Annotated in this window: 16 protein-coding genes and 2 riboswitches; of the genes, 6 read left to right on the top strand and 10 right to left on the bottom strand. The window is 61.1% G+C overall.

Annotation, left to right across the window (positions count from 1 at the left end):
* The 7 genes from uca to AACY25_RS17655 form a co-directional block, all read right to left on the bottom strand.
* Window positions 1–3,678 carry an urea carboxylase gene (gene uca / locus AACY25_RS17685; RefSeq protein WP_339526330.1) on the bottom strand — a complete coding sequence of 1,226 codons (3,678 nt, stop codon included), beginning with the start codon at window positions 3,676–3,678 and terminating at the stop codon, window positions 1–3.
* Window positions 3,679–3,861: 183 nt separating this feature from the next.
* Complete coding sequence (locus AACY25_RS17680; protein ID WP_170048079.1) at window positions 3,862–4,497, bottom strand: urea amidolyase associated protein UAAP2; 636 nt, start codon at window positions 4,495–4,497, stop codon at window positions 3,862–3,864.
* An 11-nt stretch (window positions 4,498–4,508) separates the two neighbouring features.
* Window positions 4,509–5,237, bottom strand: a complete 729-nt coding sequence (locus tag AACY25_RS17675; protein WP_339526328.1) for an urea amidolyase associated protein UAAP1 — start codon at window positions 5,235–5,237, stop codon at window positions 4,509–4,511.
* Window positions 5,238–5,246: 9 nt separating this feature from the next.
* Window positions 5,247–6,041, bottom strand: a complete 795-nt coding sequence (locus AACY25_RS17670; protein WP_339526326.1) for an ABC transporter ATP-binding protein — start codon at window positions 6,039–6,041, stop codon at window positions 5,247–5,249.
* Complete coding sequence (locus AACY25_RS17665) at window positions 6,038–6,853, bottom strand: ABC transporter permease (RefSeq protein ID WP_339526325.1); 816 nt, start codon at window positions 6,851–6,853, stop codon at window positions 6,038–6,040. The genes AACY25_RS17670 and AACY25_RS17665 overlap by 4 nt, the downstream gene beginning before the upstream one ends.
* A gap of 99 nt (window positions 6,854–6,952) precedes the next feature.
* Window positions 6,953–8,020 carry a putative urea ABC transporter substrate-binding protein gene (locus tag AACY25_RS17660; RefSeq protein ID WP_339526324.1) on the bottom strand — a complete coding sequence of 356 codons (1,068 nt, stop codon included), beginning with the start codon at window positions 8,018–8,020 and terminating at the stop codon, window positions 6,953–6,955.
* A gap of 66 nt (window positions 8,021–8,086) precedes the next feature.
* Window positions 8,087–8,195, bottom strand: a riboswitch (guanidine-I (ykkC/yxkD leader).
* Window positions 8,196–8,373: 178 nt separating this feature from the next.
* On the bottom strand, window positions 8,374–9,450 hold the full coding sequence (locus AACY25_RS17655; RefSeq protein WP_339526323.1) for a putative urea ABC transporter substrate-binding protein: 1,077 nt from the start codon (window positions 9,448–9,450) through the stop codon (window positions 8,374–8,376).
* Window positions 9,451–9,505: 55 nt separating this feature from the next.
* A riboswitch (guanidine-I (ykkC/yxkD leader) is annotated at window positions 9,506–9,626 on the bottom strand.
* A gap of 327 nt (window positions 9,627–9,953) precedes the next feature.
* Here AACY25_RS17655 and AACY25_RS17650 point away from each other — a divergent pair.
* The 3 genes from AACY25_RS17650 to AACY25_RS17640 all read left to right on the top strand — a co-directional run bounded on the left by AACY25_RS17650 (window position 9,954) and on the right by AACY25_RS17640 (window position 10,821).
* Window positions 9,954–10,124: a hypothetical protein gene (locus AACY25_RS17650; RefSeq protein ID WP_339526321.1), complete on the top strand. Its 171-nt coding sequence runs from the start codon at window positions 9,954–9,956 to the stop codon at window positions 10,122–10,124.
* Window positions 10,124–10,279, top strand: a complete 156-nt coding sequence (locus AACY25_RS17645) for a hypothetical protein (RefSeq protein WP_339526319.1) — start codon at window positions 10,124–10,126, stop codon at window positions 10,277–10,279. The genes AACY25_RS17650 and AACY25_RS17645 overlap by 1 nt, the downstream gene beginning before the upstream one ends.
* A gap of 77 nt (window positions 10,280–10,356) precedes the next feature.
* On the top strand, window positions 10,357–10,821 hold the full coding sequence (locus tag AACY25_RS17640; RefSeq protein ID WP_339526317.1) for a hypothetical protein: 465 nt from the start codon (window positions 10,357–10,359) through the stop codon (window positions 10,819–10,821).
* Between the two features lie 18 nt (window positions 10,822–10,839).
* Here the strand turns inward: AACY25_RS17640 and AACY25_RS17635 are convergent, their stop codons facing one another.
* Window positions 10,840–11,766, bottom strand: coding sequence for a LysR family transcriptional regulator (locus AACY25_RS17635; RefSeq protein WP_339526315.1), 927 nt, complete (start codon window positions 11,764–11,766; stop codon window positions 10,840–10,842).
* A gap of 97 nt (window positions 11,767–11,863) precedes the next feature.
* Between AACY25_RS17635 and AACY25_RS17630 the strand changes: the two genes are divergently transcribed.
* From AACY25_RS17630 to lapD, 3 genes are all read left to right on the top strand, one after another.
* Complete coding sequence (locus AACY25_RS17630; protein ID WP_339526313.1) at window positions 11,864–13,651, top strand: alkyl/aryl-sulfatase; 1,788 nt, start codon at window positions 11,864–11,866, stop codon at window positions 13,649–13,651.
* Window positions 13,652–13,752: 101 nt separating this feature from the next.
* Window positions 13,753–14,004 carry a DUF1145 domain-containing protein gene (locus AACY25_RS17625; protein WP_339526311.1) on the top strand — a complete coding sequence of 84 codons (252 nt, stop codon included), beginning with the start codon at window positions 13,753–13,755 and terminating at the stop codon, window positions 14,002–14,004.
* A 302-nt stretch (window positions 14,005–14,306) separates the two neighbouring features.
* Window positions 14,307–16,241 (top strand): cyclic di-GMP receptor LapD, encoded by a 1,935-nt coding sequence (gene lapD, locus AACY25_RS17620; protein WP_339526310.1) that lies wholly within the window; start codon window positions 14,307–14,309, stop codon window positions 16,239–16,241.
* Window positions 16,242–16,304: 63 nt separating this feature from the next.
* Here lapD and AACY25_RS17615 read toward each other — a convergent pair whose 3' ends face one another.
* Entirely contained in the window at window positions 16,305–16,643 is a 339-nt protein-coding gene (locus tag AACY25_RS17615; protein WP_136665860.1) for a tryptophan synthase subunit beta, read from the bottom strand.
* An 87-nt stretch (window positions 16,644–16,730) separates the two neighbouring features.
* A partial coding sequence (locus AACY25_RS17610; protein WP_339526307.1) for a tandem-95 repeat protein occupies window positions 16,731–19,825 on the bottom strand: 3,095 nt, incomplete at its 5' end.

Raw genomic sequence — 19,825 nt, 5'->3', positions numbered from 1 at the left:
TTACACTTCCTCTAGCACCACCACACGCTGTCCGGCACGCACCGGCGAGCCGGGTTGCACGCGCACCTCACGCACCACGCCATCGCGCGGGGCGAGCAGGGGGATTTCCATCTTCATCGACTCCAGTATCACCAGCACATCGCCGGCTTTGACCTGGTCGCCTTCACTCACCTGCACCTGCCAAAGGTTGCCGGCGATATGGCTGTCGATGCTGTGCAGTCCGGCGCCGAGCGGGGCGTCTTCGCCGAGATCGGCGGCGACTTCCTCGCTCTCGTAGTGCGCCTGGCCAGAGGCGATCCAGCGCTGACGTTCGGCGTCGAAGGCGGCGCGTTGTTGGTTACGGAAGGCGTCGATGCCCTCAGCCTCGCGGTCGAGAAAGGTCTGGTAATCGGCCAGGGCCAATTCACTGTGCTCGATACGCAAGCCATAGCGGCCCAGGGGGAAGTCACGGCGGATACGCAGCAATTCGTCTGCCGAGACCGGGTAGAAGCGGATCTGATCGAAGAAGCGCAGCAGCCAGGGCTTGCCGTCGAAGGCGGCGACTTCGCGGTAGCGGTTCCACATCTGCAGGGTGCGGCCAACGAACTGATAACCGCCGGGGCCTTCCATGCCGTACACGCACATATAGGCGCCGCCGATGCCCACCGAGTTCTCGGCGGTCCAGGTGCGCGCCGGGTTGTACTTGGTGGTAACCAGCCGATGGCGCGGGTCCAGCGGGGTGGCCACCGGCGCGCCGAGGTAGACGTCGCCCAGGCCCATCACCAGATAGCTGGCTTCAAAGACCGTTCTGTACACCTCATCGAGATTGGGCAGGTCGTTGATCCGGCGGATAAATTCCAGGTTGCTCGGGCACCAGGGCGCGTCCTTGCGCACCGTGGTCATGTATTTCTCGATGGCCAACTGGCAGGCAGGGTCATCCCAGGACAGCGGCAGATGAACGATCCGTGACGGTACGCGCAGGTCCTGCGCGGCGCACACGGCGTCCCATTCGCCGGCGACTATGCCGAGCAGATCGCTAAGGGCGAGGGTTTCTGGCTGGTAATGCACTTGCAGCGAGCGAATGCCGGGCGTTAGGTCGATCACCCCAATCAGCTGCTTGGCTTCCAGCGCCTGCATCAGCGCATGGCCACGGAAGCGCAGCACCAGATCCAGCTCCGCCGCGCCGATTTCCAGCAGCAGATGGGTGTCGCCAGACAGGCGCGCGACCAGGCGCTTATCGGCTTCGCCGATATCCAGGACGATGGGGGAAGTGAGGGCTGAACTGCTCCCTCTCCCATTTATGGGAGAGGGTTGGGGAGAGGGGCTTTGGGCGTTGGTTGAAACAGCCCTCTCCCCCGGCCCCTCTCCCGCAGGCGGGAGAGGGGAGACAAGCGCGCACTCAAGGTTGCCGGTCTTGGCCAGTTCCCGCGCTGTAGCGATATCCACCGGCGCAAAGCGCACCTTGTCGCCGGCCTTAAGCTGCCCCAGCTGCCAAAGGTCCGCCTCGATAATCGTCACCGGGCAAACAAAGCCGCCAAGACTCGGGCCGTCCGGGCCGAGGATCACCGGCATATCACCGGTAAAGTCCACCGCGCCGATAGCATAGGGGTTGTCGTGAATGTTCGACGGGTGCAGGCCGGCTTCGCCGCCGCTATCGCGTACCCACTCAGGTTTTGGCCCGATCAGGCGCACGCCGGTGCGGCTGGAGTTGAAGTGCACTTCCCAGTCGGTGGCGAAGAATGTCTCGATATAGGCCGGAGTAAAGTATTCCGGCGCGCCGTGCGGGCCATAGATCACGCGAATTTCGCGCACAGCGGGGAGGGCGCTGCACAGTTCGGCAGGCAGTTGCGCGCCGGCTTGACGGTCGGTCAGAGCCGGGATATGCAGCACGTCACCGGCCCTCAGGGCGCGGCCGCCGTGGCCGCCGAACTGGCCGAGGGTAAAGGTGCTTTTGCTGCCGAGATAATCCGGCACCTGCACACCGCCGCGCAGACTTAGATAGCTACGTGCCCCCGCGCCGGCAATGGTGCCAAGGCTCAAGGTGCTGCCGGCTTTGATCAGCAACGCGGTATTCAGTGGCTGCTCGCTACCATCGACGCTTAGCGGAATAGGCGCGCCAGTGACCGCCACCACTGCATCGGTGTTAAAGCGCAGGGTTGGGCCGCTCATGGTGATTTCCAGGCTGGCGGCATCTGCTTCGTTGCCCAGCAGACGATTGCCCAGGCGCAGGGCGCGGCTATCCATTGGTCCGGAGGGCGGTACGCCGACGGCCCAATAGCCGAGGCGGCCGGGGAAGTCCTGCACGGTGGTCTGGGTGCCGGCGCTTAGCACTTCGAAGGTGTTGGCCTGATAAATCAGGCCTTCCAGGCAGCGGGTCCAGGGGTTGCCGCTGGCGAACGGCGCGTCGGTGAGGATTTGCCGCAGGTACTGGCTATTGGTTTCCACGCCATACAGCAGGGTATCGGCCAGGGCCTGGCCAAGCGCGCTGCTTGCAGCTTCGCGGCTATCGGCCCAGGTGATGACTTTGGCGATCATCGGGTCGAAGTAGGGCGGGATCTCGCAGCCGGCTTCGACCCAGGTATCGATACGCAGTGCTTTGCCATCGGCCTTGGGAAAGCTGACTGCGGTAAGCAGGCCGGGGCTCGGCTGGAAGTCGCGACCCGGGTCTTCGGCATACAGGCGCGCTTGAATGGCGTGGCCGTTGGGTTTCAGATCTTTCGCCAGTTCACTTAACGGGGCCAGATCGCCCGCTGCCAGTTCGATCATCCAGCGCACCAGGTCGACGCCCCATACCTGTTCGGTGACGCCATGCTCGACTTGCAGGCGGGTGTTTACTTCGAGGAAATAAAAGCGCGCTGCCTCGCTGTCGTAGACGAATTCCACGGTGCCGGCGCTGCGGTAACTGACCGCCTTGGCCAGCTTGATCGCCGCCGCGCAGAGTTCCTCGGCCATGCCGGCCGGCAGATTCGGCGCCGGAGTTTCTTCCAGCACCTTCTGGTTGCGCCGCTGCACCGAGCAGTCGCGTACACCGAGGGCCAGCACTTCGCCGCGACCGTCGCCAAACACCTGCACTTCCAGATGACGGGCGCGCTGGATGTATTTCTCGATAAACACGCCGCTGTCGCTGAAGTTGTTCTGCCCCAGGCGTTTGACCGCGTCGAAGGCATCGCTCAGCTCGGCGGCGCTGTTGCATACGCGCATGCCGATACCGCCACCGCCGGCGGTGCTTTTCAGCATCACTGGGTAACCGACTTCTTCGCCTGCGACCAACGCGGCGTCGAGGTTTTCCAGCAGTTCGGTGCCTTCGAGCATCGGCACGCCATGCTGTTTGCCCAGGGCGCGGGCGGTGTGCTTAAGGCCGAATACCCGCAGCTGCTCGGGCGTTGGGCCGACAAAGGCGATACCGGCAGCCTCGCATGCTTCGGCAAAGGCGGCGTTTTCCGAGAGAAAACCGTAACCGGGGTGGATGGCCGTGGCGCCGCTCTGTTTGGCCACGGCGAGAATCTTCTCGACCACCAGGTAGGTATTGGCTGCGGGGCCTTCGCCCAAGCTGTGGGCTTCGTTCGCCTGCTGGATATGCAGGCTGGCGGCGTCGGCTTCGGAGTAGACGGCCACGCCCTGTACATCAAGGGCGCGTAGCGTACGCAGGATGCGGCAGGCGATGGCGCCACGGTTGGCGATCAGCAGTTTGTTGAACATTCGAGGTGTCCTCGAAGGGGCGGGCCGTCCCGCAGTATTCGGTCTGCACCACGGTCGTCCGTGGTTGAAAGGCTTTTGCCCCCTCTCCCCTCGGGGAGAGGGTTGGGGAGAGGGCTTGGGTTTGTGCTGGTCAGCTCGCCCTCTCCCCCGGCCCCTCTCCCGCAAGCGGGAGAGGGGAGAAAATCAATCCCACACCAGCACTTCAGCCGGCGTTGGGTTGTAGCCATTGCATGGGTTGTTCAGTTGCGGGCAGTTGGAGATCAGCACGATCACGTCCATATGCGCCTTGAGCTCGACGTATTTGCCGGCGGCGGAGATGCCGTCTTCAAAGGTCAGGCCGCCTTCGGGCGTTACCGGCACGTTCATAAAGAAATTGATATTGGCGCTGATGTCGGCCTTGTTCAGGCGGCCGTCGTGCAGGCTCGCGCGCAGGAAGTTGTCGCGGCAGCTGTGCATATAGCGCTTGTCCAGGGCGTAGCGAACGGTGTTGCTTTCCTGGGCGCAGGCGCCGCCGAGGGTGTCGTGACGGCCGCAGGTGTCGGCGCTGATGGTCAGCATCGGCTGGCCCAGGTTGGAATACAGCACGCTGCCGGTGGTCAGGTACACGCGGTTCTGTTTGCGCAGGGTGCGTTGCACGTCATAGCGCTCGCGCGGGTTGCGCGCCGAATAGAACAGCGTATCGACCGCCTGATTGCCTTCCAGGTCGAGCAGGCGCAGGGTCTGGCCGGCTTTTACTTCGCAGAGAAAGGGCTCGCCAGCGGCGATGGTGGCGCGGTACACCGCAGCTTCCGGGTGCTTGTCGCTTGAGATAAGAGTCATGCTGGCCGGCCTCAGATATACAGACGTTCGGTGTTATGGAAGCCCCGCTGGTTTTCCGGGCGCGAGGTGCGGCACAGCACGCTGATGCCGTCGCTTTCGACCTTGTGCCAGCTCAGTTGCAGCGGCTTGGGTGCGTATGCGGGGTTGCGGTCCATGGGGTGCTGCAGGGCGGTGAGCACTACCAGCGTGTCCATCGGCGCGTACAGCTCGATGTAGTCGCCGGCCTTGGAGTTGCCCGGCTGGAAGTGGAAGCAGCCGTCGCTGTCGACCGTGACCTTGCTGAACAGATTCAGGCACATCAGCAGGTCTTGCAGATTGAGGTTCCACTTGCCCATTTCCACCAGCAGGTTGTCCACGCCGTTGCGGAAGAAGCCGTTGCGCAGTTGCTGATAGTTGCCGTTGCCGTACTTCTCCTGCACCTCGGTGGCGTTCAGTACGCCGCCGAAGCTGTCATGCCAGCCGCAGGTATCGGCGGTGATGGCGGCCAGCACGCGGCCCATGTCCGAGTACAGGCAGTGGCCGGCGGTGAGCTTGGCGGTGTGCTGACACTTGAGGCTGTCCGGCAGGTTTAGCCGTTCGCTTTTTTCGGCAGCGTTGAGCAGCAGCAGGCTGGCATTGGCGCCGCCTTGCAGGTCGGTGATGCGCAGCAACTGGCCGCGTTTGAGGACAAAGGAGGTATGGCCGCCACCGGGAACGAGTTCCTCGTAGAGCGTGGGGCGCAGGTTTAATGAGGCAGTCATCTGATGCTCCTACAGGGCCGGTTGCAGGTTGCCGCTGATATGCGCGGGCAACGCTTCGACGGCGGCGCGGGTGGCGCGGCGGTCGCTGTTGAGGGGGATGTCGTAGGTGATGCGCGCGCCGAAGGCGTTCGGCGCGTGCGGGTCAATGCGGGTCTTGTCGAACACCAGCAGGCGGGTGCCAAGGCTGAAGCCCTCGCTCAGGTCATGGGTGACCATAAATACGGTGAGCTTGGTTTCGTGCCACAGCTCCAGCAGCAGGCCGTGCATGTCCTTGCGGATGCCGGGATCGAGGGCGCCGAAGGGTTCGTCGAGCAGCAGCACGCGCGGTTGCATGATCAGCGCCTGGGCAATCGCCAAACGTTGCTGCATTCCGCCGGAGAGCTGGCTGGGGTATTTGTCCAAGGCGTGGCCGAGGCCGACCTTGTGCAGAATCACCGCCGCCTGCTCGCGGGCTTCGCGCTTGGCGCCGCCAAACAGCCGGCCGAGCAGTTTCGAGCGCGGCAACTCCAGACCGATGGCGACGTTGTCCAGCACAGTCAGGTGCGGGAACACCGAGTAGCGCTGAAATACCACGCCACGGCTGCTATCGGGTTCGGCAGCCAACGGCTCACCACCGAGTAGAATCTCGCCACGGCTGGCGCGTTCCTGACCGAGCAGCAGGCGCAGAAAAGTCGATTTGCCGCAGCCGGATGCACCGACCAGGGTGCAGAACTCGCCTTCGTTGATCGACAGGTTGAGTCTTTCCAGTACGACCTGATCGCCGTACTCCTGCCAGACGTTTTTCACTTCGATAAAGGCGCTCATGACTTGGCCCCTTCATACCAGGGGAAGCACACGCGGATGGTCTGGCGCAGGCCGAGATCCATCAGCCAGGCGAGCAGGGTGATCCACACCACGTAGGGCAGGATCACGTCCATGGCCATATAGCGGCGCACCAGGAATATCCGGTAGCCCAGGCCATCGGTGCTGGCGATGGCCTCGGCGGCAATCAGAAACAGCCAGGCCGAGCCGAGCATCAGGCGCAGGGAGATCAGCAGGCGCGGCAGCAATTGCGGCAGCACCACTCGCAGAATCAGGGTCCAGGTGCTGGCGCCGAGGGTCTGCGCCTTGATCAGGATTTCCTGGGGAATCTCGCGGGCACGTTGTTCCAGGTCGCGGGCGATGCAGGGGGTGATGCCGATGACGATCAACATCACCTTGGACAGCTCGCCGAGGCCGAAAACGATAAACAGGATGGGCAGAATCGCCAGTGGCGGCACCATCGACAGCACTGTGAGCAGGGGCGACAACGGCGCGCCGAATAGCGGAATGATTCCGGCAGCTATCCCTAAGCACAGCCCGGCGATGGCGGCGATGCCGATGCCCATGGTCAGGCGTGACAGGCTGGCGGCGCTGTCCTGCCAGAACAGGTAGTTGCCGCTGCGCTTGTCCTCGGTAAAGGCCAGGCGATCAACCGCCGCCACCATCTGGCTGGCGCTGGGCAGCAGTTTGTCGTTGGGGTTTTCCGTCAGCCGCTGCGCCGAGCCTGCGAAATAGGCGAACAGCAGCAGGGCGAAGGGCAGCAGGATCAGCAGCAGGCGACCGCTGCGATCCGGGTGGCGGTTGATCAGGCGCATAGGTATCTCGTTATTCGTAGGGTGGATGGCGTTTTATCCATCCACCACCACACCGAATTCACGGTGGATGAACAGAGCGTCATCCACCCTACGCAGCGGTCAGAGGGTGCCGTCAGCCGCCATTTGCATATAGCTGGGGTCGAAGCGCAGCTTGAGGTTGCCGGTGTCGCCGGTGGTCACGTCCTTGGCGAAGCCCATACCGATGGCATCGGCACTTTGCGCACCTTCACCGAGCAGGCCGTGGCCGAAGGAGAACTCCGCAACCTTGGTCATGGTGGCCGGCAGTTTCGGGCTGGTGACGAAGGCCACGGCGTCCTTGGCCGAATAGAACATCTTGGTCGCGGCAAGCTGTGCTTCGTAGCCGGCCAGGTCAGTGCCGGAGGCCTTGGCCATATGCTCGCGAGCCGCCTTGCCGGCCGGGGTGTCGGCACTCATGGTGGCCATGATTTCGTACCAGGCGCCGGTCAGCGCTTTGCCGAAGGCCGGGTTGGCCTTGAGGGTGTCGCTGTTGACTACCATCAGGTCGATGATTTCACCGGGGATCTGGCTGGAATCGAACACCTTGGTCACGTTGGGCGTGGCTTCGATCTCAGCCAGCAGCGGGTTCCAGGTGGTCACGGCGGTGACGTCGCTGGTGGAGAAGGCGGCGACCATGTCGGCGTCGGAGGTGTTGACCACTTTCAGGTCTTTCTCGCTGAGACCGGCTTTTTCCAGGCCGCGGGCCAGCAGGTAGTGGGAAACGGACAGCTCGACCAGGTTGACGTTCTGGCCCTTGAGATCACCTAGGGTTTTCTTCTCGCCCTTGAGCACGACGCCGTCGTTGCCGTTGGAGAAGTCGCCGATGATCAGCGCGGTGCTGTCCACGCCGCCAGCTGCCGGAATGGTCAGGGCATCCATATTGGTCATGGTGCAGCCATCGAACTGGCCGGCGCTGTACTGGTTGATCGACTCGACGTAATCGTTGATCTGCACCACATCGATATTGATGTCGTACTTTTTCGCCCACTTGTCGACGATGCCTTCGGCGGCGCCGTATTCCCACGGCATCCAGCCGGCGTAGATGGTCCAGCAGACGCTGAAGTCGGATTTCGGCGCGGCGTGGCTATTGACGCTGATGGCAGCGGCCAGGCCGGCGGCGAGTACTGAACACAGACGGGTCTTACGCATGGTGGAGCCTCCAGTTCGAGAAAGTACGGGCAGGAGTGCGCGGCGGTTCCCCACGAGTGGGGCGCGTTCTCCCGGGCTTTTATCCCGCCGTGTAACCTCGAAGGAGGTCGCCAACTCTCGGACCAGTCACCCGCAGGTCGTGTGATTGCGGATCGGAACCCTAGTCAGCTATTGCAAATTGTGGTGCCGCGATCCCGCCGCAGCGGGTTGTTCCTGCACGAGGTAGGTATTGCGAACATCGTGCCAGCTTGATCTAGCCTACTGGCACGCGGTTTCTGCTCGTGCCAGGCCAGGGTTGTGCGCCCTGGCGGTGCGTGGTGGCGCAGGCGTGCTGCATTGCAGGGCGCGCTGGGCTACAGGCTTTTCTCGGCGGCCATTTGCATATAACTGCCATCGAAGCGCAGCAGGATGTTGTCGGCATTGCCCAGGCTGCGTTCCCCGCTAAAGGCGATGCCGAGCTTGTCCAGGCCTTTGCCGTCGTGGCCGAGCAGCTTCTGTTGGTCAGCGAACTGGGCGACCCGCTGCATCAGCTCGGGCATCTTGTTGGCACGGGCAAACGCCAAGGCGTAACGCGGCGAGTAGAACGAGCGCAGGGTGTCCAGCTGCTGGCTGAAGTCCTCCGGCGTGGTGCCGGCGGCGCTGGCCATCTTCGCTCGTGCCGCGCGCCCAGCATCGGTGGGCATGCCCATCAGGCGCTGGGTTTCGAACCAGGCACCGGTCAGCGCTTTGCCCAGCTCCGGGTGGGCAGCGAGGACCTTGCTGTTGACCACGGTGAGGTCGACGATCTCGCCAGGAATCAGGTTGGAGCTGAACACCTGGCTGACCTGGGTCTGCTGCTTGATCTTGGCCAGGATCGGGTTCCAGGTAATCACTGCGTCGCCTTGCCCCGCGAGAAAGGCCTCGGCAATCTGCGTGTCGGAGACGTGCTGGATGGTCACATCCTCAGGTTTGAGCAGGGCCCATTCCAGGGCGCGGCTGAGCAAGTAGTGCGATACCGAGTTCTCCACCAGCAGCACGGTCTTGCCCTTGAGGTCTTTCAGGGTCAGGCCCGGGCCGCGCAGCAGAATGGCATCCGCACCGTTGGAGAAGTCGCCGATGATCAGTGCAGTGGAGTCCACGCCTGCGGCGGCGGGGATGGTCAGCGCATCCATATTGGTCATCGAGCAGGCATCGAACTCCCCGGCGCTGTAGCGCTCGATGGAACCGACGTAATCCGGCACTTCGCTGACTTCGATGCGGATGCCGTACTGCTCGGCCCACTTGTTGACGATGCCTTCGGTGGCGGCATAGCCCCAGGGCATCCAGCCGGCAAAGATCGACCAGCACAGCTTGAAGGTTTTCGGCTCAGTGGCGGCGTGCGCCGGTTGCAGCAGCAGGCTGGCCAGCAGGCAGCTGCAGGTGAGACGGGCGAGCAGAGTACGTAGTGGCATAGATAACCTCGGGTCAGGCAAGCGGGAACAGGAAAGCGAACAACAGTGCTGTGCGTTCTCCCGGGCTTTTATCCCGCCGTGTAACCCCGGCCGTGGCCATTGTGAGGTCGTCAACTCTCGGACCAGTCATCCGCCGAAGCAGTGCTCAGCGAATCGGAACCCTAGTCGACTATTGCAAGTTGTGGTGCCGCAACTCCGCCGTAGCGGGGTTGTTCCTGAATTTATCGAACGCAGATCGTCAAGCGAGCATCGTGCCAATTATCGACATGTGCATAGGAGGTGGATGATATGCGCAGATTCTCAAGCGGCTTTTACGTTGGCCGGCGGGCTGGGTATCGCGCAGTAGAGCAGCGCGTAGCATTCGCTTGCTCAGTCTGGAACTGTATTTCTCTGCGCATTGAACAGAGCGTATTTGGTCAGGTCAAAGTTAGTGTCCATGTAATTGATGGATGCTGAGTCACCGCAGGCACCTGATGCCTATGGGACATTCGAGGAGTATCGCAATGCGTGTTTTAAGTCTGATGGCATTATTAGTGTTGTTACTGGGCGGCTGTACCTTCAGCGCGCCGGGTGTACATGCGCGCATCGGTGAGCCTGTTCGTGTGGATGTGGGTTATGGCGGTGGCAATGGTGGTCACTGTCCACCGGGTCTACGTATGCAGGGGCGTTGCTGATGAAAACCTATTTGAGCGTATTGCTGGTGGCCATTCTGGCCTTCAGCGCACAGGGCTGTAGCCTGCGTCTTCCCGGAATCGGGGTGGATATCGGCGATGGTGGTGGCGGTCCGCCCCATTGTCCGCCGGGACAGGCTAAAAAAGGTCGCTGTTGAGGCACTGGATTGTTCTCAGCGGGTTCAGAAGGCCAGTATTCACTGGCCTTTTATCCACTGGTAGTACGGAGGGCAGCATGGTGTTCAAACCCATTTTTGTTATTGCGTTGTTGGGGTGGGTCCTGACCGGCTGTGCGGTATATGGCGGCAGTGGCTACGGCCATCATGGCTATGATCAGCATTATTCGAGCACGTATTACCGGGCGCAGCGTTACCCGGTTTATGTGGTGCCGCAGCAGCGCTACAAGGCTTACCACCATGACGGGCGTCGTTACGATGATCACCGTCACCCATCGCGCTATTACGTGCCGGCCCCAAAGCCGCGCCATTACCAGACGCACAAATACCAGAATCGCCACGACTACCGCGTAACCCAACCGCGCGCGGGTTGGGATGGCCGCCGTGATCGCGATCACTCGCGCAATCATCTACAGCAGCGCCCGCAGCGCCATGATGTGCTGCGCAATGCTGATCGTCGTGGTGATGATCGACGCGAAGGCCGGCGCGATGAGCGGAAGGGTTGGGAGCGGCAGCGCAACTGACCACCATTTCTAGGCTCGCTACGAATCCGGCGCGCCTTCAAGCTGACGGCCGAAGAGTTGATCTTCGGCCAGTATCTCTTCCCGCATGGCCTGCGCCGCTGGTGACAGGCTATGCCCTGCGCGGCTGATCAGGGCGTAGGCGGATTGCTCGGTCAACACACCTGCTTCCAGCGGCAGCCGTGCCAGGCGGCCGGTCTGGATATCCTCGGCCACCACATCCCAAGGCGCCATGCTCAACACGTCGCTATCGGCCACCAGGGCTTTGAGCACCATAAAGTTGTCGCATTGAATACTCAGCGGCTGTTCACGGCCGCTGAGTGCGCGCAGGTTTTGCTCGACCGCCTGTGGCAGTTGGGTGCCGGCAATGGGGTAGTCGAGCAGGTCGTGCATACGTAGCGCCGGTTGTTCCAGCAATGGATGCCCCGGGCGGCAGAACAGCACGCCGCTGTGGCGTTGCAACGGCTCGATGCACAGCAAGGGATCGTCGATCAGCTCGCGGCTGTCGGCGACAAACAACTCCAGAGCGTCATCCAGCAGGCTGCTGCGCAGTTCCAGCCAGTTGCCAATCTGCAGATTGACCCGCACCCGTGGATAACGCTGCGCCATGCGCCCGAGCGCCCGTGGCACCAAGCGCGCGGCGGGATAGGGGCCGGCACCCAGGCGCAGTTCACCGGTTTGCAGATTGCCCAGCTGACTGACCGCATTTTTCAGCGCGCGGCTGCCGGCCAGCAGACGCTGAGCGTGCTCCAGTACCAGCTGGCCGTGGGTGGTCAGGCTGATACCGCGGCTGTGCCGGTCGACCAGGTTGCAGCCGAGGCTGGCTTCCAGCGCCTGGATGCTGCGGCTTAGGGCTGGTTGGCTTAGGTGCACGGCTTCGGCGGCGCGGGCGAAATGGCCGTGTTCGGCGAGGGCGACAAAGTGGCGGAGCTGGCGTAAATCATTCATGCGCGTTGTGCATCGCTATTGGTTTTGGAATGCATTGGAATTATTGACTTCGTTTGGCCAATCTTCCAGCACTGCCACTAACAATGAGCGCCTTCGCATGTTTTCACTCAACCGAACTGCCGCCGTGCTGCTGAGCCTGGCGTTACCCATGACCGGCCACGCGACCTTGCCGGAAGAGCAGATCAAAGCCTCGATCCACCCGGAACTGGCCGAGCACAGCAAGCACTTCGCGCAGAAGGTCTACCAGGTGGCCGGCAACGTCTATTCCGCCGTCGGCTGGCAGCTGGGCAACGTGGCGATGATCGAGGCGCCGGAAGGGATGATCATCATCGACACCGGTGAGGCGGTCAGCGAGTCGCGCAAGATCATGGCCGAGTTTCGCAAGATCAGCGACAAACCGGTCAAGGCGGTGGTCTATACCCACTTCCACCCGGACCATATCAACGGCGTAAAGGCATTCGTCACTGAAGAACAGGTGCGCAGCGGCGAGGTGCAGATCATTGCCCATGAAACCCTGTTGGCCAATGTGGTGGCCCAGGGCGCGCTGGTCGGGCCGATTCTCTCGGTGCGCTCCGGCTACAGCTTCGGTGCTGGCCTGCCGGCCAGTGACCATGAGCAGATGAACGCCGGTATTGGCCCGTTGGCCAAGGTCGAGGCCTCGACTTTTATCGCGCCGACCCTGACCTTCAAGGACAAACTCGACACCCGCATCGCCGGTTTGGATCTGCAGTTTCTCCACGTACCCAGTGAGGCCCCGGACGAGATCACCGTCTACCTGCCGGATAACCGCGTGCTGATCAGCGCCGAGGTGGAGCAGGGGCCGACCCTGCCGAATATTCACACCCTGCGCGGCACCAAGTTCCGCGACCCGGTGGTGTGGGTCGAGAGCCTTGACAAGCTGCGCGCTTATAAGGCGGAGCATATGGTGCCGCTGCACGGCCGTCCGGTGAGCGGCCAGGCCCAGGTCGAGGAAGTGCTGCGCATGACCCGCGACGGCATCGCCTATATCCACGACCAGAGCGTGCGCTGGATGAACAAGGGCCTGACCCCGGACGAGCTGGTCGAGAAGGTCAAACTGCCGCCGCACCTGGCCGGCTATACGCCTTATCTGCGCGAGTACTACGGCACGGTGAAACACAGCGTACGGCAGATCTACAACGGCTACCTGGGCTGGTTCCAGGGTGACCCGGTGGCCCTCGACCCGCTGCCGCCGAAAGACAAGGCCGAGCGGCTGATCAGCCTGATGGGTGGTCGTGAGAAGCTGCTGCTGGCCGCCGGTGATGCCTACCTCAAAGGCGATTACCAATGGGCCGCCGAGCTTTCCAGCTACGCGATTCAGGTGGATAACGAAGACAAGCTGGCACGCGATATCAAGGCGCGTAGTTTCCGCAAGCTGGGCTACGCCAGCATGAACATCAACTGGCGCAACTGGTACCTGATGAGCGCCATGGAACTGGAGGGCAAGCTGGCCGGTGATGAGGTGCAGCAGATGGCGCTGAGCATGCGCAGCGCGTTTCTTTCGGCGGATATGCTGCAGAACTTCCCTGCGCGAATCTTCCTGCAGAACTGGATTACCCGGGTCGATCCGGACAAGGCTAATGATGTCCAGCTGACCCTGGGCTTCAGCTTCCCGGATATCGGTGAGGAGTGGGCCCTGGAGGTACGCCGCGGTGTGGTGCAGTTGCATCAGGGCATTCCCGAGGGCACCACGCTCAAGCTGACCCTCGACAAGACGTATCTGGACACCGTGATGAGCGGCGAGAACGGCCTGCTTAAAGGCGCGCTGCTGGGCGATGTAAAGGTCGATGGCAGCTTGCTGGAGATCAAGACCTTCCTCGGCTGCTTCGATTTCAGCGAAGCACCGATTGCTCTGACGCTGCGTTGAGTGTTGCTGCGTCACTCGACCCGACCAAAGTGCGGACGCACCGAGGGAGGGTTCAGGGCAGACTGGTCAGCGGTTTTTACTACCAGACTAAGGAGTGACGTATGCAAGTTCTAATATTCGCCAAAGGCGCGCTGGCCGCGTTCTGGTTGCTGGCGCTGCTCAACCTGCTCTTCCCCATGGGCGAGGGCTGGTACCTGGCGGTCAATTTGATTGCTGGCGGCATGCTGCTGGCGCATCTTGGCGAGTTGTTGCTATTCAAGGCGCGTCTGGTTGGCCAGCCACAGCCCTGGCTTCAGCGGGTGCAGGTGCTGTTGTTTGGCTTTGTGCATCTGCAGGGATTGACCCGCGCTTAAGCCATTCCTGTCTCTCGAACAGCGGTCGTGTATCCATGCGACCGTTATCGCAAATAATCATCTCCCCCCTCGCCAGATTGCCCCCGCTGCCGCTATGGACATTGTGTTTTGTGCCCATGCCCCGCACCATGACGGCCGTCGTGCCGCCGCCACTTTTTCAGTGCCGCGCCTAATTCTGCCGGGCACCTGATGCTGCCCGGTATCGCCCTGTCCCTGCGAAGTGCGTGCGCCGGCACTGACCTGAATTATTAGAAGCGAAATTGAGCCCGGACATTTCTCGCTGGGCTCGACAGGAGTGGTTGATGTCGTTGTTCAAGCAGCTGTTTATCGCCATCTGCGTGCTGATGCTGGTGAATTTCACCGGCAGTTTTCTGGTCAGCGTCGAGAGTTCGCGCGAGCAACAGGTCAACCAGCTCCGCGCCCATGCCCAGGATGCCGCCACGGCCCTGGGTTTGTCGCTCAGCCCGCATGTCAACGACACCGCGATGATCGAGTTGATGGTCAGCTCGATCTTCGACAGTGGCTATTTTGAAAGCATCCGTGTGACCGATCCTGCGACCGGCGAGCTGCTGGTCGAACGCAGCGGCGTGCCGGTAAGCGGTGAGGCGCCGCAGTGGTTCGCGCAACTGGTCGATCTGGAAGCCGCCCAGGGCGATGCGATTGTCAGCGACGGCTGGCGGCAAGCCGCGCAGGTGCAAGTGATCAGCCATCCGCTGTTTGCCGTCGGCAAGCTCTGGCAGAGCACCTTGGGCAATCTGCTGTGGCTGACCCTCAGCGGCGTGCTGTGTATTGCGCTGGGTGTGTTGCTGCTCAAGCGTCAGCTGCGCCCGTTGGACTATATGGTCGAACAGTCCAATGCCATCGCCCGCCGTGAATTCCTCAGCTTGCCGGAGTTGCCAAAAACCCCCGAGTTTCGCCGGGTGGTCAACGCCATGAACCAGATGGTCGGCAAGCTCAAAGCGCTGTTTGCCGAGGAGGCCGCGCGCAGTGAAGTGCTGCGTGCCGAAGCCTATCAAGACAGCCTGACCGGGCTGGCCAACCGACGTTATTTCGATTTGCAGCTGCACGCACGGCTCAACGTTGAGGAGCAGGCCTGCAGCGGTTATCTGCTGTTGCTGCGGGTCAATGACCTGAGTGGCCTCAATCAGCGCTTGGGCGGCCAACGTACCGATCAACTGCTGATCAGCATCGCCGAACAGCTGCAACAGCTCAGCCAGGGTCGCTTTGTACTGGCGCGCAATCGAGGCGGTGAGTTCGCTTTGCTGGCGCCTGGGCTTGAGCGCGGCGAAGCACTGCAACTGGCCGAGCAGCTTGAGCAGACGCTGCACAGTCTGCAGCAGACCGGTGCCAGTGACTGTTTGCCGGTAGCGCATATCGGCTTGACCAGCTTTGCTCCTGGTGCGGCGGAAGACGAATTGTACCGCGCCCTGGATGCCGCGTTGGCGCTGGCTGCCAGCCAGGCGCAGCCGAGTTGGGCGTTCAATGAATTGGCCGAGCAATCTCTGGCCGTGGACGAGGGGCAAAGCTGGTATCGCCTGCTCGATCAGGCGCTGGAGCAGGGCCGTATTCAGTTGTTCTTCCAGCCGGTGGTAGCTGCCGACGAACCCGCACGCGTGCTGCACCACAAGGTGCTGGCGCGGGTGATCGATGAGCAGGGCGCGGTGATTCCCGCCGGGCGCTTCCTGCCCTGGGTCGAGCGTTTCGGCTGGGCGGCGCGCCTGGATCGGGTGATGCTCGGTCTGGTGCTGACGCAGCTATACAGTCATCAGGCAGCCGTGGCGCTGAGCCTTTCCGGTAGTAGCATTCGCGACCCACAGGCGCTGGCAGCGTTGTATGCCCAGTTGCAGCAACACCGCCAACTGGGACCGCGCCTGACCTTGGAACTGGATGAGGATCAGTTGCCCGATCAGTCCGCGCTGGAAAACCTGACCCAACGCCTGCGCAGCCTGGGCTTTGGCCTCGGCTTACAGCACTTTGGTGGGCGCTTCAGCATGATCGGCAACCTGGCCAAGCTTGGTCTCGGTTACCTCAAGGTTGATGGCAGCTATATTCGCGATATTGATCAGGAAAACGACAAACGCCTGTTTATCGAAGCCATGCAGCGTGCAGCCAACAGCATTGACCTGCCGCTGATTGCCGAGCGCGTGGAAAGCGAAGGGGAGTGGCAAGTGCTACGCGCTATGGGTATCAATGGCGTGCAGGGACGTCTATTTGGTGAGCCGGGACCTTGGCGCTAGCAGTCTGCCGATCCAGTAGACGCGGGCTTCCCGCGAGCTTTGTTAGTTTGATGCAGCGTAGCGTCAGATCAGCTCAGATTCGTCGTCATTAATCAGTCGATGCAAGCCACCCAGCGCATCCCGCGCCTTGCTACGACCGACCAGCTTGCCTTGCGCTGCTTCCGGTAGATCAGTGATACGTACTACACCCTTGCGGATCAGCACGGTAATCAAGTCTTCCAGTACCCGGATCATATCCAGGTCACTCTGCTTGAGTTGCAGCAGGCTGCTTTCTACGGTCTGGTTGGCATACCAGGCTTGTGCTTCCTGGCTGTCCGCCAGTAGTTCGCCATCCATTCCTTCGAAGGGCGCTGCTTCTACCTGCTGCAAATTGCCCCAGGCATCTCGCTTTACATACAACATCGACCGCTCCTTGCCTTAGTGGCCATCTGACTAAACAACCCCGCCACCTTATGGTAGCGGGGTTGTGGTCATTAGGCGTGGTCGACTTTAGGTGTGATCGACTTTGATCATGGGGTCGGCACCGGCAATCAGCGAGTTAACCAGATCAGCCTGGCTGAGGTTGCCAGGGTTGATATTGAAATTACCGCCGCTGCCATTCTCCAGCTTGATGGTCACATCGGCACTACCACCGGCACCGAACTGGCCTGTGGTACTAATCTGCAGTGTTGCAGTGGCAGTATCGACGCGCAGGTAATTGAGAATATTGCCGTCATTCTCGCCTTGCAGCAGATCATGCAGGTCAATGCGGTCGCCTTCGCCCACGTTGAAGTCCCGGACAATATCCCGGCCGCCTGAGGTGTTTAGATCACCGCGCTGCCAGAGGAATAGATCCTTGCCTGCACCGCCAGTCAGCGTGTCGTTACCGAGACCACCACGCAGAATGTCGTCTCCGGCACCGCCATTGAGAATATCGTTGCCGGCTTCACCATTGAGGAAGTCGTTCCCGGCATCGCCATTCAATGTGTCGTTGCCAATCCCGCCGTAAAGATGATCGTTGCCGGAGCCACCGTTGAGGGCGTCATTACCGGCGCCGCCATAGATCAGGTCATTACCACTACCGCCGTTGAGCGTGTCATCGCCGTTGTAGCCACGAATCAGGTCATTACCCGACGTACCGGTAAGGTTGTCATTGCCGGCAGTGGCGGTGGTCAGTGTGTTGGTGGTCTCACCGATGGTGACGCTGAACGACTCTGAACTATTGCTCGTGTGGCCATTGGCTGCTTCTGTGGCGGTGCCGGTTAGCGTCAGGTTCAACGTTCCGGTATAGCCAGCAGGTGGCAGCAGATGCAGGTTGCTCAGGTCGCTGGCGCTTAGCGTCCAGCTGCCGTTGCCATTGTTGGTACCTGCGCTGAGGCTGGCGCCGGTCGGCAGCCCTGAAAGTACGAGGCTCAGGGATTCTGAACCGTCCTTGTCGACCAGCTGTGCTGCGAGTAATAACGCAATGGGGGCACCATATAGCGCGGCGTTGCCAGCCTGGGTGAAGTTGGTATTTGTTAACGATAGAGACGAGTCTTTAAGACCGTCGCGGCCGTTGAGTACCAGCCAGCTGAAGCTGTAATTGCCATTCTGGGTCGCGGTATAACTGAACGTACCGTTGCTGGTGAGACTCGGGAATTTAGACTCTGACGAGTCGACCAGGAAGGCATTACGGTTACCAGCAGGGTCTGTCACGATCAACACGACCAAATCGTTATAACCGTTCTGTACTTCGCTGGTGAGGTTCTCGCCATTGGTAAATGCGTAGTTCCAGCTGACTGTTGTGCCACTGACCATGCTGTAGTCGGCATGGGTCACTTTGCCGTCCAGCACATTAACATTGCCGTCGTGATTAACGTTCGGCCCGGTCGGGTTGAAACGGTCATCAAGGTAGCCTGCATTCAGGCCCAGCTCGGCCTCCAGGTTGGCTTGCGAGATACCATCGCCAGCATTGGCCGCTGCTGTGTTGATCGACGTGTCTGTGCTGCCCGTTGAGATCACTGTTGCACCAGGGTTAAGCACAAAAATGTTGGACACTGGCGAGATCAATGGGGCATCCGCTTGCGGTGTCACAGCTACCGTTACCTGAGCGCTCGAGGTGCCGCCCTTGCCATCACTGATGCTGTACTGAATCAGTGCTGTGCCACTGAAGTTGCTGGCAGGCGTAAAACTCAGGGTGTTGTCGGCGTTGACCACCACAGTGCCATTGCTGGCGGTGGCCCCGGTAACCGTCAGAATGTCGCCATCAACATCGGTGTCATTGGCCAGCACGTTGATGGTGACTTGTGTGTCTTCATTGGTAGTGGCGCTATCGGCAACGGCCACCGGTGCATCGTTAATCGCCTTGATGCCGAGCGTCACCGTTGCTGTGGAAAGACCACCCAAGCCATCGCTTACGGTGTAAGTGAAGGTTGCCGAACCGTTGTAGTTGGCGTCAGGGGTGAACACCACGTTGCCGCCAACCAGCGCGACGGTGCCATGCGTTGCCCCTTGCACACTGAGAATACTGATTGGGTTGCCATCCGGGTCTGTGTCGTTACCCAGCAGGGTCGCTGGGCTGATGGTCAAGGCCTGATCTTCATTGGTTACCAGGGCTGGGTTTTCATGCTGCAGTGAGCTGCCGCCCACGACTGCATAACTACCGCCTTGAGGACGCAACTCAACGGTCAGTTGGGCATTGCCATCTTGGTCCCAATAGACAATCTCAACCTGCTGCGCGCCGCCTTGGGGCACCGTGAATACTACGGACTCACGAGCAGTTGGCCCCTGGTTACCGTTGTATTCTGCAACCGTCTGGCCATTGATACGGATACTGAAACCATCATCCGCCGTTACGCGGAATTGGTAGTTGCCAGCGGCCAGATTAACCAGACCGCTGAGCTTGAGAATGGCATCAGAGGTATTCGCTGGATCGCTTGAAAGGCTTGATTTATCGCCACCCAAGAAGGTCTGCAGGTTCGTGTCATTGCCCAAACCGCCATTACCTATCGGGCCATAGTTCAAGTTCGTGGCAGTGAAGGTTGCTGTAGGTGCACGGCCATTGATAAAGGTTTCTACCTGGGCAAGGTTGGTTAGGTTGCCACCATTAACTCCTTCGCTGTAGCCAAAGTACTGACCGGTCAGCCCGGAAATCAGGTAGCTGTCATTAGTAGCAATTGGATCACTATTGAGATTCAAACTGCCCGCAGTGCCTGCGTTTCCGGCCAAATCGGTATAGCTGCCAGCAGGCAAGTTGACGCTCGGCGAGCCGCCGCCTGTTGAGGTGAACGTAGCCGTCCAGACCGCCGGATTGCCTGCCGATTGCACCAGATTGCTAATTGTGCCGCCCGACGGGGTGATATCGCTGGCGGTAAAGCCAGTAACCGCTTCGCTGAAGGTAAAGGTCAGCGTCGTGCCTTCTCCGACCGATAGATTGCTGTCGGTGGTGCTGATAACGACGTTCGGTCCAGTGGTGTCACCGACCACCGCGCTGTCCGTACCCGGTGCCGAGGTGTTGCCGGCGGTATCGGTGACGGTGGCCGTGGCGCTGACGGTCTGGCCATCGGCCGGACGGGCGACATCGAAGGTCACGCCATTGGTGATCTGCGCCTGGGTCAGCACGATCG

The organism is Pseudomonas sp. EA_35y_Pfl2_R111 (genome assembly GCF_963970955.1).
GTDB lineage: Bacteria > Pseudomonadota > Gammaproteobacteria > Pseudomonadales > Pseudomonadaceae > Aquipseudomonas.
This window is presented reverse-complemented; position numbering and strand designations above follow the sequence as displayed.

Excerpts from the sequence above, each read along its gene's own strand:
- AACY25_RS17650 (WP_339526321.1), top strand. The coding sequence starts at position 9,954 with ATGCGTGTTTTAAGTCTGATGGCATTATTAGTGTTGTTACTGGGCGGC.
- AACY25_RS17630 (WP_339526313.1), top strand. The coding sequence starts at position 11,864 with ATGTTTTCACTCAACCGAACTGCCGCCGTGCTGCTGAGCCTGGCGTTA.
- uca (WP_339526330.1), bottom strand. The coding sequence starts at position 3,678 with ATGTTCAACAAACTGCTGATCGCCAACCGTGGCGCCATCGCCTGCCGC.
- lapD (WP_339526310.1), top strand. The coding sequence starts at position 14,307 with ATGTCGTTGTTCAAGCAGCTGTTTATCGCCATCTGCGTGCTGATGCTG.
- AACY25_RS17655 (WP_339526323.1), bottom strand. The coding sequence starts at position 9,450 with ATGCCACTACGTACTCTGCTCGCCCGTCTCACCTGCAGCTGCCTGCTG.
- AACY25_RS17675 (WP_339526328.1), bottom strand. The coding sequence starts at position 5,237 with ATGACTGCCTCATTAAACCTGCGCCCCACGCTCTACGAGGAACTCGTT.
- AACY25_RS17640 (WP_339526317.1), top strand. The coding sequence starts at position 10,357 with ATGGTGTTCAAACCCATTTTTGTTATTGCGTTGTTGGGGTGGGTCCTG.
- AACY25_RS17645 (WP_339526319.1), top strand. The coding sequence starts at position 10,124 with ATGAAAACCTATTTGAGCGTATTGCTGGTGGCCATTCTGGCCTTCAGC.
- AACY25_RS17660 (WP_339526324.1), bottom strand. The coding sequence starts at position 8,020 with ATGCGTAAGACCCGTCTGTGTTCAGTACTCGCCGCCGGCCTGGCCGCT.
- AACY25_RS17615 (WP_136665860.1), bottom strand. The coding sequence starts at position 16,643 with ATGTTGTATGTAAAGCGAGATGCCTGGGGCAATTTGCAGCAGGTAGAA.
- AACY25_RS17665 (WP_339526325.1), bottom strand. The coding sequence starts at position 6,853 with ATGCGCCTGATCAACCGCCACCCGGATCGCAGCGGTCGCCTGCTGCTG.
- AACY25_RS17670 (WP_339526326.1), bottom strand. The coding sequence starts at position 6,041 with ATGAGCGCCTTTATCGAAGTGAAAAACGTCTGGCAGGAGTACGGCGAT.
- AACY25_RS17625 (WP_339526311.1), top strand. The coding sequence starts at position 13,753 with ATGCAAGTTCTAATATTCGCCAAAGGCGCGCTGGCCGCGTTCTGGTTG.
- AACY25_RS17680 (WP_170048079.1), bottom strand. The coding sequence starts at position 4,497 with ATGACTCTTATCTCAAGCGACAAGCACCCGGAAGCTGCGGTGTACCGC.
- AACY25_RS17635 (WP_339526315.1), bottom strand. The coding sequence starts at position 11,766 with ATGAATGATTTACGCCAGCTCCGCCACTTTGTCGCCCTCGCCGAACAC.